The following is a 14,936-nucleotide window of genomic DNA, read 5'->3' as shown; positions in this document are numbered from 1 at the left end:
TTTGCAGGGTGAAATCTATGCGTTTCCGCAACTCCCGTGTGCGCGCCAAGGTCGCTGCCATGTTGGTGTCCTTGGCAGCGCTCTGGGCCTTCGCGGCCTGGGTGACACTACGAGAAGGCGTGAACCTGGTCGGCGTCGCCGCGCTGGACAGCAGCGTGGTGGCGCCCAGCGAGCCACTCCTGGTCGAACTCCAGAGAGAACGCCAGCTTTCGATGGTCTTCCTGGGAAGCAGCGGTCGCCAGCCCGGCGAGGGACTGGACGCGCAGCGGGAACGGACCGACAGGACACGGGCGGACTACGAAGCGTCGGCGCGCGAGGGCAGCGTCAGCTTCTACTCCGACGCGGGCAAAGAACGAGCCATCACCGAAACCTTTCGAAAGATGACCGGTCTGGCGTCCCTCAGAGAATCGATCGACGAGGGTGGCATTGACCGAGTCGAGGCGGCCGAGACGTTCACCGATATCATCGATTCCGTCTATCGGATGTATGACTCGATGGCGACGCTCGACGACGAAGCCTTCGCGAAGGACACCAGAACCCTCCTCGGACTGAGCCGCGCCCGCGAGATCCTGGCCCGCGAGGACGCGATGCTGGCGGGCGTGATCGCCGCCGGGAGATTCAACGGTGATGAGCACGCCCAGTTCATGCAGATCGTGGGCGCTCAGCGGTTCGCCACGGCACAGATGGTCGTCCAGCTTCCCGACGGGGATCGCCAAGCCTTCGAGAAGATGCTCGACGGTCCCGCGTTCAGCCGGTTGAAGGGACTGGAATCGACCATCGGCCAGAGCGGGCGGCCGGGCCTGGCCCCACCCGTCACCGCCACGCAGTGGCAGTCGGCGACCGAGTCCGCCCAGGCGGAGATGCAGAAGACGATCCTCTCCGCGGGAGACGGCCTGGTCGAGCGGGCCACCCCGATCGCCATCGGCGTGGTCGTGCGGCTGCTCCTGGCCGGTGGTCTCGGGCTGTTCGCGGTCATCGCGTCGGTGATCCTGTCGGTCACCACCGCCCGCGCGCTCGTCCAGCAGCTGGAGAAACTGCGCACGGCCGCGCTCGAACTCGCCAACGAGCGCCTGCCCAGCATCGTCAACCGGCTCGCGCACGGCGAGAAGGTGGACGTCGCCACCGAGGCGCCGCCGCTGGAGTTCGGCGGCGACGTCATCGGCCAGGTCGGCCAGGCGTTCAACGCGGTCCAGGAGACGGCCGTCAGAACCGCCGTCGAAGAGGCCGAGCTGCGGCAGAGTATCCGCGACATCCTGCTCAGCCTGGCCCGCCGTACCCAGGGTCTGGTGCACCGGCAGCTCACCCTGCTGGACGTGATGGAGCGCAGGGAGAGCGAGCCGGACGAGCTCAACGACCTGTTCCGGGTCGACCACCTGGCCACCCGCATGCGCCGCAACGCGGAGAACCTGATCGTGCTCTCCGGCGCCACCCCCGCCCGCGCCTGGCGCAACCCGGTCCCGATGGTGGACGTGGTGCGCGGCGCGCTCGGCGAGGTCGAGGACTTCACCCGGGTCACCATCATGCCGATGGGCCAGGTCGAACTGACCGGCCGGGCCGTCGGCGACGTCATCCACCTGCTGGCCGAGCTGGTCGAGAACGCGGTGTCGTTCTCGCCGCCGTACACGGTGGTGCAGGTGGCCGGGCAGATGGTGGCCAACGGGTACGCGCTGGAGATCGAGGACCGGGGCCTGGGCATGACCGCCGAGGACCTGGCCGCGGCCAACCAGCGCATCCTGGAGCCGCCGGAGTTCAACCTGTCCAGCACCGCCCGGCTCGGTCTGTTCGTGGTCAGCCGCCTGGCCGAGCGCCACGGCATCCGGGTCCAGCTCAAGGCCTCCCCGTACGGCGGCACCACCGCCGTCGTGCTGCTGCCGCGCGAGCTGGTCATCGAGGACGAGCTCGTGATGATGAGCTCCGGCCTGGCGGACCCCGATCCGCTGCGCGCCCCCGAGCTGCCCAGGATGGCCGTGGTCGCCCAGCACGGACGGCGCACCGACCCGCTCGACCGGGCCCCGGAACCGTCCCGGCCGCTGCCGCTCGCTGCGCCGGTGGCGGCACCGGTCACCCCGCTCGCGGAGCGCCGCCGTCCCGAGCTCGTGCCGGACACCCCCGACATCCCGCGTGACATCCCGCGTGTCCCGGAGGCTCCCGTGCCTGAGTCGTTCACCCCGTCCGGGCTGCCCTTCCGGGTGCCCCAGGCGAGCATCACCCCCTCGCTGCGGGAACGCCCCGCCGAGGGTCCGCAGGAAGAGGACGAGGACGACCGTTCTCCCGAAGACATTCGCAAGATCATGGGCTCGTACCAGTCTGGTACCCGACGTGGAAGGTCCGAGGCCGCGCGGCTGCTCGGACAACAAAAGGACGATGAGGCAACCGATGATGACCGCATCCGCTGATCTGGCCTGGCTATTGGACGATCTTGTCGGGCGCGTCCGCGAGGCTCGGCACTGCATCGTCCTGTCCACCGACGGCCTGCTCATGGCGTCCTCCCGCGGCTTACCCGTGGACGACGCCGAGCATTTATCCGCGGTCGCGGCGGGCGTGCAGAGCCTGGCCCGCGGCATCAGTGAAAGGTTCGAGGGCGGCACGGTCCGGCAGACCATCATCGAGATGAAGTCCGCCTACCTGCTCGTCACGGTCGCCGGCCAGGGCGCCTGCCTGGCCGTGTTCTGCGAGGAGTCGGCCGACATCGGCCTGGTCGCGTACGAGATGGCCATGCTGGTCACCCGCGTCGGCCAGTACCTCACCTCGCCCGCACGGTCCGTAGCCTCTTCCACCAGGAGCGACCCGTGAACTCTGACGATTCGCTGTACGACGAGCAGGTCGTCCGCCCGTACGTGATGACCCGTGGCCGCACCGAGGCGCGGGCCAAGCTGGACCTGATCACGCTGGCCGTGACCGTGCGCCCGGCCACCGGCGTCGAGATCGGCCTCGACCCGGAGCACCTGGCGATCGCCCGGCTCTGCCGGCGGCCGCTCTCGGTCGCGGAGATCGCGGCCCACCTGGACCTGCCCGCCGGCACGGTCCGGGTCCTCCTCGGCGACCTGCTGCACGGCGGCTTCATCGCCCTGCAGGAGCCGCAGCCCGAGGTGGACGTGCTCGACGAGAGAATGTATAGGGCGGTGCTCGATGGTCTCCGGGCCCTCTGACGGCAAGAAGCTGCCCACCCCGATCAAACTGCTGATCGCGGGCGGGTTCGGGGTGGGCAAGACCACCATGGTCGGCTCGGTCTCCGAGATCAAACCGCTGCGCACCGAGGAGACTCTGACCGACCGCAGCATCGGCGTGGACGACCTGTCCGGCGTCGAGTCCAAGACCACCACCACGGTCGCGATGGACTTCGGCCGGATCAGCATCGGCGACGACTTCGTCCTCTACCTGTTCGGCACGCCCGGCCAGGAGCGGTTCTGGTTCGTCTGGGACGAGCTGGCCCGCGGCGCGCTGGGCGCCGTCGTGCTGGCCGACACCCGCCGCCTGGCCGACTGCTTCCCTTCGGTGGACTACTTCGAGCGCCGCGGCACTCCCTTCATCGTCGCGGTCAACTGCTTCGACGACGCCCCCCAGTACGCGCTGGACGAGGTGAAGCTGGCCCTCAACCTGGGCCCCGACATCCCGGTCCTGCTTTGCGACGCCCGCCGCCGCGACTCCGGCAAGGAAGTCCTGATCGCCCTGGTCCAGCACGCCTACGGCCGCCGCCCCCTGGCGAAGGTCTAACGCTGGTCTAACGCTGCACCTCCAGATAGTCCACATTCGGGCCGCCGATCGCGGTGGTGGCGGCGGCGCGGATCGTGCTGGTTCCGGCGGGTAGCGTCACCGTCAGGGTCCTGGTCTGCCAGGTCGCCCAGGCGCCGGTGCCGGCGAAGGCGAGCTCGTCGGCGACCAGGGTTCCGTTGACGGTGATGTCCATCGGGCGGTTGGCCGTGGTGCCGTTGGCGTACCGCAGGCGCAGGGTGGCGGTGCCCGCGGCAGGTGCGGTCACCGTCCACTGGACCCGGCTGCCCGCCACGCTGTCGTAGTTGACGAAGCCGGTGCCGGAGTAGCCGGCGTGGTTGGCCTCGACCACGCCCTGGCTGATGGCGGCGTTCTCGGCCTCGTACCGAACCGTGGAGCCGGCCGCCGGCCAGGTGATCTGCGGGGAGCGGTAGAAGTCGATGCCCATGATCGTCCAGCGCGGGCCCTGGACGGCCAGCCGGGCGCGGAACGCCGTCCAGTCGTGGGTGGACCACGGGGACCAGCCGAGTTCGGCGATCGCGGGCAGCCGCGGGAAGGCCATGAACTCGATGTGCTCCTCGGTGACGATCGTCTCGGTCCACATCGGGGCCTCCACGCCGAGGACGGCGGTGGCGGGCACGCCGCTGACGTGGGTGCCGGGGTTCCACTCGTACGCGGTCTGCACCTCGATCAGGCCCGCCCAGCTCAGCCCGATGGGGGTGGCGGAGGTGTACTTCATGTCGAGGTACGCCTTGTTGGCGGGCGACATGACCACCTTCGCGCCGCGCGACACGGCGGTGGTCACCAGCGAGTCGGACGTGCCGGTCCCCCAGTACTGCACGACCCGGTTCGCCGAGTGCTGCACGGCCGACGCGCCGATCTGGTGCCAGCCCATGACGGTCTTGTTCCTGGCGGTCACCAGCGGCTGCACCCGGTTCATGAAGGTCGCGTACTGGGCGGCCGAGGTGGCGGACGCCTCGTCGCCGCCGACGTGCAGGTAGGGCCCGGGGGTCAGCGCCGCGAGCTCGCCCAGCACGTCGTTGACGAAGGTGTAGGTGATCTCCTTGGTGGTGCACAGCGAGCTGAACCCGACCGCCGTGCCGGTGTAGAGCGCCGGGGCGACGCCGTTGCAGTTCAGGTCGGCGTAGGAGGCGAGCGCGGCGTTGGTGTGGCCGGGCATGTCGATCTCGGGCACGATCGTGATGTGCCTGGCGGCGGCGTACGCGACGATGTCCTGGAACTGGGCTTTGGTGTAGTAGCCGCCGGCGCCGCCGCCGACCTGGGTGCTGCCGCCGAAGGTGGCCAGCCGGGGCCAGGTGTCGACCACGATCCGCCAGCCCTGGTCGTCGGACAGGTGCAGATGCAGGTAGTTGATCTTGTAGAGCGCGATCCTGTCGATGTGCTGCTTGATCGTGGCCACCGGGTGGAAGTGCCGGGCCACGTCCAGCATCGTCCCCCGGTAGGGGAACCTCGGGTAGTCGACGATCCGCCCGCCGGGCACCGTCCACGGGCCCGGCCGGACCGTGGCGCTCTCGATCTCGGCGGGCAGCAGCTGCCGGAGCGTCTGGACGCCGTTGAACAGGCCGGTCGCCGTCTGCGCCCGCAGCACCACGGCGGCGGCGGTCACGTCGAGCTGGTATCCCTGCGCGCCCACGCTCGGGTCGGCGCCGCTGAGTAGTAACGAGATGCCGCTGGTCGGCTGGCCCGCGGCCGCGATCGGCAGCGCGTAACCGGTGGACCGGCGCAGGATGCCCGCCAGGTAGGTCCCGACGTCGGCCGAGCCCGGCTCGGTGAAGATGCTCGCCCCCGACGGCAGCGTGTAGACCGCCGCCGACGGCTGGGTGCTCACCGGCACCGGTACGACATCCGCCATCGTCGCCGCCACCGCGGGCGCGGACGCGGGCAGCACGATCACCCCGCTGCTCACCAGGAGCACTGTCACGACCATGCGCGCGAAACGTCCCACGAGCGCCTCCCAGGCTGTTAATTAGTAAGCTTTATTTACAGTTCGACCGCCGTCAAGACCCGTTTCGAGTAGGGGGATACTCATGCCGGTCTCCGCCGCACGCGGTGCGATGGCGCCATGCTCACCATTCGCGCGCAGCGCATCTTCGACGGGCACGACCTGCTCGACGCACGAGCGGTGGTCGTGGCCGAAGGCCGGATCACCGCGATCCTCGACGACGCCGACGACGCCCTCGACCTGGGCGACGTGACTCTTATGCCGGGATTGATCGACACCCACGTCCACCTCGCCTTCGACGCCAGCCCCGACCCCATCGCCCACCTGGCCGAGGACGGCCTCTACGACCGCATGCGCACCGCCGCCGAACAGCACCTCGCCGCCGGCGTGACCACCATCCGCGACCTGGGCGACAAGGACTACCTGGCGCTCAAACTCGCCCAGGAACTCACCCGGGGCCCCGAGATCCTCTCGGCCGGCGCGCCGATCACCACGCCGCGCGGCCACTGCTGGTTCCTCGGCGGCGAGGCCGAGGGCGTGGAGGGCGTTCGCGCGGCCGTACGGGAACGGGTCTCGCGCGGCGCGCACGCCATCAAGGTGATGGTCACCGGCGGCGAGATGACCCCCGGCAGCCACTCCCACCTGCTCCAGTACGGCCTGCCCGAACTCCGCGCCGCCGCCGAGGAGGCGCACCTGCACGGCCTGCCCATCACCGGCCACGCCCACGCGGGCGCGGGCATCAGCGCCGCGATCGACGCCGGTTTCGACTCGGTCGAGCACTGCTCCTTCTTCTCCGAGGACGGCATCAGCCACGACCACGAGGTGATCGCCCGGATGGCCGAACGCGGGGTCTACGCCTCACTCACGGTCGGCGTGCTGCCCGGTTTCAGCCCGCCGCCCCAGATCGCCGCCAAGCTCCCCCAACTGGCCGAGGGCATGCGCCTGCTGCACGCCGCCGGCGTCCCGATCGTCGGCGGCAGCGACGCGGGCATCGGCCCGCCCAAACCGCACGGCGTGCTGCCCTACGGCGGCGAGATGCTGGTCAATTTCGGCAAGTGCACCCCGACCGAGGTCCTCCGCTCGTTCACCAGCCTGGCGGCCCGCGCCTGCCGGATCGACGACCGTAAGGGAACCATCGCCCCCGGCTTCGACGCCGACCTGCTCGCCGTCGCGGGCGACCCGACCAAGGACGTCAACCTGCTCAGGACCCCGGCCGCGGTCTTCAGGAAAGGCGAAAGATGGTCTTGATCGCGTGCCACTCTGAGTGTCAGATTGATTACTCGGAGTGGCAACTGTCAGCATGCGGATCTGGACCATCTGCTTCTTTCGGGGGAGATCCAGTTGCCGCAAGCCACGATTCCGCACTATGTCTTCGACAACGACGGGGCCCATTCGGCCGACCAACATCGATGTCTGGCCGACCTGCTCGATCCGCTGAGCTTCGCACGTCTCGCCGGCACGGGGGTCGCCGCGGGCTGGCACTGCCTGGAGATCGGCGCGGGCGGCGGCAGCGTCGCCCGCTGGCTGGCCGAACGGGTGGCGCCTGACGGCCAGGTGCTGGCCACCGACATCAAACCGAGCCTGATCCCATCCCATCCCGGGCTGACCGTCCTCCAGCACGACATCGTGCACGATCCACTGCCGGACGCCGGCTTCGACCTGATCCACGCCCGGCTGGTGCTCAGCCACCTGCCCGACCGGCAGCGGGTGCTGACCCGCCTGCTGCGCGCGCTCCGCCCCGGCGGCTGGCTCCAGCTGGACGAGATCGACATCACCCACTGGCCCGCGCTGCTCACCCCCGACGGGGGCGCGCGCGAACTCTACGAGACCTACCTGACCACGCTCGCCACCGTGCTGGGCGCGGTCGGCGGCGACCCGACCTGGGGCAGGTCGGCCGCCCAGGCCGTCGCCGAGGCCGGTTTCACCGCCGTCGACCCGGCCTGCCACGTCGAGGTGTGGGGGCCGGACTCGCCAGGACTCGGCCTGCTGATCAGCAACAGCCATCACCTGGAGGACCAGCTGCTGGCCGCGGGCATGACGCCAGGCCAGCTGACCGGGGTCCGCGCGCTCATGACGGAACCCGGCTTCCGCGCCGTCTCCTTCACCGTGCACACCGTGCACGGGCGCCGCCCGCAGGCGGGAGGCGAGGCCTGATGGAGCTGGTCCGCACCGTCAAGATCGACGATCCTGGCTCATTAGTACAGGTCGCCCCGCACGCCGGGGCCACCTTATGGCTGCGCGGCGACGACGGGATGGTCGCCTGGGGCGAGGCCGCCCGGTTCGAGGTCTCCGGACCTGACCGCTTCGACCTGGCCCGCCGCTGGTGGCGGCGGTGGACGGCGGCCAGCCGGATCAGCGACGAACTGGAGCGTCCCGGCTCGGGCCCGATCGCGTTCGGCAGCTTCACCTTCGACGACGGCCCCGGCAGCTCCGTCCTGATCGTCCCCCGGGTGGTGGTCGGCCGCCGCGACGGGATCGCCTGGCGGACCACGGTCGGCGACCCGGAACAGCTCCCGCGCACCGCGTGGGCGCCGCTGCCGCACGTCGACTGGCGCACGGAGCCGGGCGCGCGGGCCCGCTGGCACAGCGCGGTCGCCCACGCCGTCCAGGACATCAGGGCCGGCCGGCTGGCGAAGGTGGTGCTGGCCAGGGACGTCCGCGGCCGCCTCAGCGGCCGGTTCGACCCGCGCTCGGCCGTGGCCAGGCTGACCGAACGCTTCCCCTCCTGCTGGGCCTTCGCGGTGGACGGCCTGATCGGCGCGTCCCCCGAACTGCTGGCCGCCCGCGTCGGCCGCGACGTCACCTCCCTGGTCCTGGCGGGTACGGCCTGGCCCGGCGGCGCCCACAACCTGGTCACCCCGAAGAACTCGGTCGAGCACTCGCTGGCCGCGGACTCGGCGATCGCCGTACTGGAGGAGTACTGCGACACCCTGGATGTGCCCACCCCGCACGTCCTGCGGCTGGCCAACGTCACCCACCTGGCCACCATGATCACCGGCACCCTGCGCGGCAACACCGATTCGCTCGCGCTGGCCGGGCGGCTGCACCCGACCGCCGCCGTCTGCGGCACGCCCACCCACCGGGCCAGGGAGCTGCTGCAAGCCCTGGAGGGCCTGGACCGGGACAGGTATGCCGCCCCGGTCGGCTGGCAGGATTCCCGGGGCGACGGCGAGTGGTGCATCGCGCTGCGCTGCGCCCGGGTGCGCGGCCAGGAGCTGCGGCTGTTCGCCGGCTGCGGCATCGTCGGCGACTCCAGCCCGGCGGCCGAGTGGCAGGAGACCGAGGCCAAGCTGGGCGCGGTCCGGGACATCTTCGGCATCCGCGAAGCCGTGGGCGTCTAGTTAGAGTTCGGGTGAGACGAGATTGGGGAGCGCGGAATGGTATCTGAGCTGTTCGACGACCAGGTGTGGAAGCCGGTCGAAGGGTTCGACTTCACCGACATCACCTACCACCGCGCGGTGGACCAGGGCACGGTCCGGATCGCCTTCGACCGGCCCGAGGTCCGCAACGCGTTCCGGCCGCAGACCGTGGACGAGCTCTACCGCGCGTTCGACCACGCCCGGATGACGACCGATGTCGGCTGCGTCCTGCTGACCGGCAACGGCCCGTCCCCGAAGGACGGCGGCTGGGCCTTCTGCTCCGGCGGCGACCAGCGCATCCGCGGCAAGGACGGATACCAGTACGCGGACGGCACCCCCGCGACCGGCCGGCTGCACATCCTGGAGGTGCAGCGGCTGATCCGGTTCATGCCCAAAGTGGTGATCTGCGTGGTTCCCGGCTGGGCGGCCGGCGGCGGCCACAGCCTGCACGTGGTGGCCGACCTGACCATCGCCAGCCGGGAGCACGCCCGCTTCAAGCAGACCGACGCGGACGTGGCGAGCTTCGACGGCGGCTTCGGCTCGGCCTACCTGGCCCGCCAGGTGGGCCAGAAGTTCGCCCGGGAGATCTTCTTCCTGGGCGACACCTACGACGCGGAGGCCGCGTACCGGATGGGTATGGTCAACACGGTCGTCCCGCACGCGGAGCTGGAGCGGACCGCGCTGGACTGGGCTCGCAAGATCAACGCCAAGAGCCCGACCGCGCAGCGCATGCTCAAGTACGCCTTCAACCTGATCGACGACGGCCTGGTGGGGCAGCAGCTGTTCGCCGGGGAGGCGACCCGGCTGGCGTACATGACCGAGGAGGCGGTTGAGGGCCGGGACTCCTTCCTGGAGAAGCGCTCGGCCGACTGGAGTCCGTTCCCCTGGCACTTCTGAGTTTCTTGCAAGAGGATCTCGGAAGATTGCGTTGAGATTTCCAACTATTGCACTGGTGTATCGGATCCTGTCACGATGGGGGTCCGAGCCTTTCTGGCGCGCGGCTCACGCGTCCTGATCCGCGCCCTCTGACCTCACAGAGGAGTGCGCGTGGAAATCTCACGTCGGGGGTTCTTGGCCTCCGCGGTGACCGGATCCGCTCTGGCGGCGGCGTCGTCGGCCGGGGTGCTGGCGACGCTGGCCGCCCCGGCCAACGCGGCGAGCCCACCGGGAGACGTGGTCGGCAAGATCACCGTCGGCTATCAGGGCTGGTTCGCCTGCAAGGGCGACGGCGCCCCGATCAACGCCTGGTGGCACTGGAGCGGCAACAACAACCAGGTCCCGCCGTCGCCGGGCAACAACACGATCGTGGCCTGGCCGGACATGCGGGAGTACACCAACAGCTACGTCACCGCGTACTCCAACCTGAACAACGGGCAGCCCGCCACCCTGTTCTCCAGCTGGGACCAGCAGGTCGTGGACACCCACTTCCGCTGGATGCGGGAGAACAGCATCGACACCGCGGCGCTCCAGCGGTTCAACCCGAACGGCGCGGAAGGCCCGACCCGGGACGCGATGGCGGTCAAGGTCCGTTCGGCGGCCGAGGCCAACGGCCGCAAGTGGTACGTCATGTACGACGTCACCGACTGGCTCAACATGCAGGGAGAGATCAAGACCGACTGGCTGAACAAGATGTCGGCCCACGTCGCCTCCCCGATGTACGCCAGGCAGAACGGCAAGCCGGTCGTCTGCATCTGGGGCTTCGGCTTCAGCGAGCCGTCCCGCCCGTTCACGCCGGCCCCGTGTCTCGAAGTGGTCAACTGGTTCAAGGCCCAGGGCTGCTACGTGATCGGCGGAGTGCCGACGTACTGGCGGCAGGGCATCAACGACTCCCGGCCCGGCTTCATCGACGTCTACAACGCCTTCAACATGGTCTCGCCGTGGATGGTCGGCCGGATCAGCAACATCGGCGGTTCCGACCAGTTCTATACCAACCTCACCGTGCCCGACCAGGCGCACTGCAACGCGCGCGGGATCGACTACCAGCCCTGCGTGATGCCCGGCGAGGTCACCGCCCGGCACCGCGCGCACGGCGACTTCATGTGGCGGCAGTTCTACAACGTGATCCGCGCGGGCTGCCAGGGCATCTACATCTCGATGTTCGACGAGTTCAACGAGGGCAACCAGATCGCCAAGACCGCCGAGACGCTGGCGACCGTGCCGGCCAACTCCGGCCTGCTGGCCCTGGACGAGGACGGGACGGCCTGCTCCTCGGACTACTACCTGCGGCTCACCGGCGACGGCGGCCGCATGCTGAAGGGCCAGCTCGCCCTCACTCCGATCCGGCCGACCGCCCCGATGCTCGTCGTCGACCCACCCGACCCCAACCTGGCCCGCGGCAAGCCGACCACCGCGAGCAGCACGAACCCCGGCTTCCCGCCCTCCAACGCCGTGGACGGCAACGCCGGCTCGTACTGGGAGAGCCTCAACGGATTCCCGCAGTGGATCCAGGTCGATCTGGGCATGGCGGCGACCATCGGCCGCCTGGTGCTCAAGCTGCCCCCGCAGGCCGCCTGGGGAGCCCGCAACCAGACCATCCAGGTCCAGGGCAGCACCAACGGCACGACGTACACCAATTTCGCCGGCCCGACGGCGTTAACCTTCAACGCCGCGACCGGCAACACGGTGACCATCCCCATCCCGTCCGGGGTGGCCCGCTACATCCGGCTCAACTTCACCGGCAACACCGGCTGGCCGGCCGCGCAGCTCGCCGAGTTCGAGGTGTACGGCACGACCGTCATCGGTGAGAACGAGCCGCCCACCGTGCCTGGCAACCTGACCCTGACCGGCAAGACGGCCACCAGCGTCTCGCTCTCCTGGAGCGCCTCGGTCGACAACGTCGGCGTGACCGGCTACCAGGTGAGGCAGAACGGCACGGTGGTGGCCAGCCCGAGCGGCACCACGGCGACCATCACTGGCCTCACCCCGGCCACCGCCTACAGCTTCACCGTGGTCGCCGGGGACGCGGCCGGGAACACCTCGCAACCCTCGGCCGCACTCAACGTCACCACCGACGCCGCGCCCAACACCAACCTGGCCAGGGGCAAGCCCACCGCCGAGAGCAGCCACACCCAGAACCTGGGCGCCGGCAACGTCGTCGACGGCGACGCCAACTCCTACTGGGAGAGCGCTAACAACGCCTTCCCGCAGTGGGTCCAGGTCGACTTGGGGGCGGCCGTCACAATCGGCAGGATCGTGCTCAAACTGCCCCCGCCGTCCGCATGGCAGACCCGCACCCAGACGCTCTCCGTGCAGGGCAGCACCAACGGCTCCACCTTCAACACGATCGTCGGCTCGGCCGGATACGTCTTCAACCCCGGCACCGGCAACACCGTGACGATCACGTTCACCGGGACCTCCACCCGCTACGTCCGGCTGAACATCACCGGCAACACCGGCTGGCCGGCCGGGCAGCTGTCGGAGTTCGAGATCTACCAGTCCTAAAATTACCCGCCGCTGACCGGCGGCTCGATCGGCGCCGGTCAGCGGCGTACCATGATCGCCTTCATGGTGCAGGCCAGGACGCTGGGCTTCGGGGTGATCGCCGCCGCGGCGCTGACGATGCTCGGACCGGGGGGCTCGGGCGGGCAGTCACGCCCCGCGCCGCAGGCCGACCTGCTGGCGCGGACCCAGGAGTACCTGCGCGCCCACCCCGGCGACGCCAGAACGTGGGCGTCGCTCGGCAACCTCTACGCGGAACGGGCCCGGCGCACCGGCCAGGCCGGCTACCTGCCGAAAGCCGAAGGCGCGCTCCAGCAGGCCACCAAGCTGGAGCCCGGCAACGTGGACGCGCTCGTCGGCCTGGGCGCGGTCGCCAACATCAGGCACGACTTCACCAAGGGCTACGCGTGGGGGGTCCAGGCCCGGCGCGCCGACCCGCGCCGGGCCTCGGTGCACGCCGTGCTCTTCGACGCCGCCGTCGAACTCGGCCGGCCCGCCCGCGCCGGGCGCGCCCTGCGCCACCTGACGGAACTGCGCGCCGACGTCGCCACCTTCACCCGCGCCGCCCGCCTGTACGAACTCCGCGGCCAGTCCGGCAGAGCCACCGAAGCCCTGCGCCGCGCCGCCGACACCGCCGTCGACCCGGTGGACATCGCCTTCGCCCACCACCGCCTCGGCGAACTCCAGCCCGACCCCGCCGCCGCCCTGCGCGAATACGACGCCGCCCTCCGGGCCGACCCCACCTACGCGTACGCGCTGGCCGGCCGCGCCGGAGCCCAAGCCGCCCTCGGCGCGCCGGCCGAAGCCGCCGCGAGCTACCAGGCCGCCATCAACCGCCTGCCCGCCCCCAAATTCCTGCTCGAATACGGCGAACTCCTCCTGAAACTCGGCCGGGACCGCGAGGCGAACGCCCAGTTCGCCATGGTCCGCGCCACCGGCGACCGGCTCGCGCTCGGCCGCTACGAAACCGGGCACGGCGACCCCCGCGCCGCGGTCCTGCTGCTGCGCTCGGAGTGGCGGCAGCGCAAGACGCCCGAGGTCGCCGGCGCGCTCGACCGGGCGCTGCGCCGCGCCGGACGTCCCCAAGCCCGTCACCTGGCGGAGATCGAACGCGCATATCGGAGGAACGTGTGAAACGCAGCAGACTGGCGCTGTCGGCGGCGGCCGCCACCGCGACCGTGGGGGCGATGACGTGGGGCGTGCTCGCCGGGCCCAGCACCGGGACCGGCACGGCGGCCAGCCATGTGGACGCGCCGAGGCTGATCCTGGATCCGCAGATGGATGGATCCGACCTGTACGCCTTCGTGTGCCCGGATCATCCGGACATGGTGTGCCTGGTGACGAACTATTCGCCGATCCAGCAGTTCTCCGGGCGGGGGTTCGCCACCGACGCGCGCTATGAGATCCATGTTGACCAGCGGGGGACGGGGACGCCGGATCTGACCTATCGGTGGACGTTCGGGAAGCAGAGCGGGGCGAGCCAGCCGTACAAGCTGGAGGAGATCCGGCCAGGTGCGGCGGCCAAGACGCTGGTGGCCGACGGGGTCACCGCGCTGTCCCCGACCGGCGAGGGCCGGGCCGAAGCCGTGGCGGCCCTGCCCGGCGGGGGGCAGACGCTCGCGGCCAAGGCGGCGGACTCGTTCTTCAGCAACGCCAAGACGGTCGGGCTCGCGCTGACCGGGTCGCCGCTGGTCCCGCCGATCGACCTGATCAAGGTGCTGAACGGCAACGTGAACGCGATGGTCCTGCAGGTCCCGAAGGCCGCGCTCGCGCTCAACGGGGACGTGACGCGCAATCCGGTGATCGGGGTCTGGGCGACGGCGGCGCGGCGCGGCCTGGACGGCAACTACCCGCAGATGTCGCGGATGGGCAATCCGGCCCTGGACGTGGTGACCATGTTCACGATGGGTGAGACGTACAACTCGCTCACCCCGGTCGAGGATCGTTTGAACGCGCGGCTGACCAACTTCGTCCTCAACCCGGTCGGGCCGCGGCTGATCAAGGCCAGCAACTGGGGCGTCAAGGTCCCGCCGACCCCGCGGGTCGACCTGTGGCAGGTCTTCTTCACCGGCATCGCCAAATCGACCGGTCCCATCCGCGGCACCGTCCAGGACGACCTGAACGCTCACATCCTCAACAAGGACGTCGACCGGCTCAAGGTCATCCCCTCCGACGAGCTGCGGCTGAACATGAGCGTCCCGCTCACCCCGCGCCCGAACCGGTTCGGCCTGGTCGAGGACGACGCCCAGGGCTACCCGAACGGCCGCCGCTTCGGCGACGACGCGCACGCGACCCTGGTCCGCATGCTCATGGGCGAGCCCGCGGGGCCCGGCTCCCCGTCGCTGATCGTCGCCAACGAGAAGGTCACCGCTCCGACGGCGCCGGTGTCCACCACGTTCCCGTACCTGGCGGCGCCGCACCGCTTCTGACGCCGATCCCGGCCGCCGGGGCTCCGGCGGCCGGGA

General features: G+C 70.4%; 12 protein-coding genes. 11 read left to right on the top strand and 1 reads right to left on the bottom strand.

The annotated features are described in order from the left end of the window. Positions 1-59 precede the first annotated feature (59 nt). From Acor_RS23970 to Acor_RS23955, 4 genes are read left to right on the top strand one after another with little or no spacing between them, the layout of a single operon-like run. The gene (locus tag Acor_RS23970) at positions 60-2,396 is read left to right on the top strand and encodes a sensor histidine kinase (RefSeq protein ID WP_246239039.1); all 2,337 of its coding nucleotides are present in this window, start codon (positions 60-62) and stop codon (positions 2,394-2,396) included. Next, on the top strand, positions 2,377-2,793 hold the full coding sequence (locus tag Acor_RS23965) for a roadblock/LC7 domain-containing protein (protein ID WP_422664831.1): 417 nt from the start codon (positions 2,377-2,379) through the stop codon (positions 2,791-2,793). The genes Acor_RS23970 and Acor_RS23965 overlap by 20 nt, the downstream gene beginning before the upstream one ends. Beyond that, positions 2,790-3,149 (top strand): DUF742 domain-containing protein, encoded by a 360-nt coding sequence (locus Acor_RS23960; protein ID WP_308805684.1) that lies wholly within the window; start codon positions 2,790-2,792, stop codon positions 3,147-3,149. Before Acor_RS23965 ends, Acor_RS23960 begins: the two co-directional genes overlap by 4 nt. After that, positions 3,130-3,714 (top strand): GTP-binding protein, encoded by a 585-nt coding sequence (locus Acor_RS23955; protein WP_155338974.1) that lies wholly within the window; start codon positions 3,130-3,132, stop codon positions 3,712-3,714. The genes Acor_RS23960 and Acor_RS23955 overlap by 20 nt, the downstream gene beginning before the upstream one ends. 7 nt (positions 3,715-3,721) lie before the next feature. Here the strand turns inward: Acor_RS23955 and Acor_RS23950 are convergent, their stop codons facing one another. Next, positions 3,722-5,677 carry a family 20 glycosylhydrolase gene (locus Acor_RS23950; protein ID WP_281353253.1) on the bottom strand — a complete coding sequence of 652 codons (1,956 nt, stop codon included), beginning with the start codon at positions 5,675-5,677 and terminating at the stop codon, positions 3,722-3,724. Between the two features lie 117 nt (positions 5,678-5,794). Here Acor_RS23950 and Acor_RS23945 point away from each other — a divergent pair, with 117 nt between their 5' ends. The 7 genes from Acor_RS23945 to Acor_RS23915 all read left to right on the top strand — a co-directional run bounded on the left by Acor_RS23945 (position 5,795) and on the right by Acor_RS23915 (position 14,900). Then, positions 5,795-6,922 carry a metal-dependent hydrolase family protein gene (locus Acor_RS23945; protein WP_155338973.1) on the top strand — a complete coding sequence of 376 codons (1,128 nt, stop codon included), beginning with the start codon at positions 5,795-5,797 and terminating at the stop codon, positions 6,920-6,922. 93 nt (positions 6,923-7,015) lie between these two features. Further along, complete coding sequence (locus Acor_RS23940) at positions 7,016-7,828, top strand: class I SAM-dependent methyltransferase (protein WP_155338972.1); 813 nt, start codon at positions 7,016-7,018, stop codon at positions 7,826-7,828. Further along, on the top strand, positions 7,828-9,015 hold the full coding sequence (locus Acor_RS23935; protein ID WP_155338971.1) for an isochorismate synthase: 1,188 nt from the start codon (positions 7,828-7,830) through the stop codon (positions 9,013-9,015). Before Acor_RS23940 ends, Acor_RS23935 begins: the two co-directional genes overlap by 1 nt. A gap of 36 nt (positions 9,016-9,051) precedes the next feature. Further along, positions 9,052-9,930: a 1,4-dihydroxy-2-naphthoyl-CoA synthase gene (locus Acor_RS23930; RefSeq protein ID WP_155338970.1), complete on the top strand. Its 879-nt coding sequence runs from the start codon at positions 9,052-9,054 to the stop codon at positions 9,928-9,930. A gap of 150 nt (positions 9,931-10,080) precedes the next feature. After that, entirely contained in the window at positions 10,081-12,474 is a 2,394-nt protein-coding gene (locus tag Acor_RS23925) for a glycoside hydrolase family 99 protein (protein ID WP_155338969.1), read from the top strand. A 51-nt stretch (positions 12,475-12,525) separates the two neighbouring features. Then, positions 12,526-13,605, top strand: a complete 1,080-nt coding sequence (locus Acor_RS23920; protein ID WP_155338968.1) for a tetratricopeptide repeat protein — start codon at positions 12,526-12,528, stop codon at positions 13,603-13,605. Beyond that, positions 13,602-14,900, top strand: coding sequence for a DUF4331 domain-containing protein (locus Acor_RS23915; protein ID WP_155338967.1), 1,299 nt, complete (start codon positions 13,602-13,604; stop codon positions 14,898-14,900). Before Acor_RS23920 ends, Acor_RS23915 begins: the two co-directional genes overlap by 4 nt. Positions 14,901-14,936 lie beyond the last annotated feature (36 nt).

Source organism: Acrocarpospora corrugata (assembly GCF_009687845.1).
GTDB classification, from domain to species: Bacteria; Actinomycetota; Actinomycetes; order Streptosporangiales; family Streptosporangiaceae; genus Acrocarpospora; species Acrocarpospora corrugata.
Note: the sequence above shows the minus strand (reverse complement) of the source record. Positions and strands in the feature narration are given on the sequence as shown.

Excerpts from the sequence above, each read along its gene's own strand:
- Acor_RS23930 (WP_155338970.1), top strand. The coding sequence starts at position 9,052 with ATGGTATCTGAGCTGTTCGACGACCAGGTGTGGAAGCCGGTCGAAGGG.
- Acor_RS23965 (WP_422664831.1), top strand. The coding sequence starts at position 2,377 with ATGATGACCGCATCCGCTGATCTGGCCTGGCTATTGGACGATCTTGTC.
- Acor_RS23935 (WP_155338971.1), top strand. The coding sequence starts at position 7,828 with ATGGAGCTGGTCCGCACCGTCAAGATCGACGATCCTGGCTCATTAGTA.
- Acor_RS23955 (WP_155338974.1), top strand. The coding sequence starts at position 3,130 with ATGGTCTCCGGGCCCTCTGACGGCAAGAAGCTGCCCACCCCGATCAAA.
- Acor_RS23970 (WP_246239039.1), top strand. The coding sequence starts at position 60 with ATGTTGGTGTCCTTGGCAGCGCTCTGGGCCTTCGCGGCCTGGGTGACA.
- Acor_RS23920 (WP_155338968.1), top strand. The coding sequence starts at position 12,526 with ATGATCGCCTTCATGGTGCAGGCCAGGACGCTGGGCTTCGGGGTGATC.
- Acor_RS23945 (WP_155338973.1), top strand. The coding sequence starts at position 5,795 with ATGCTCACCATTCGCGCGCAGCGCATCTTCGACGGGCACGACCTGCTC.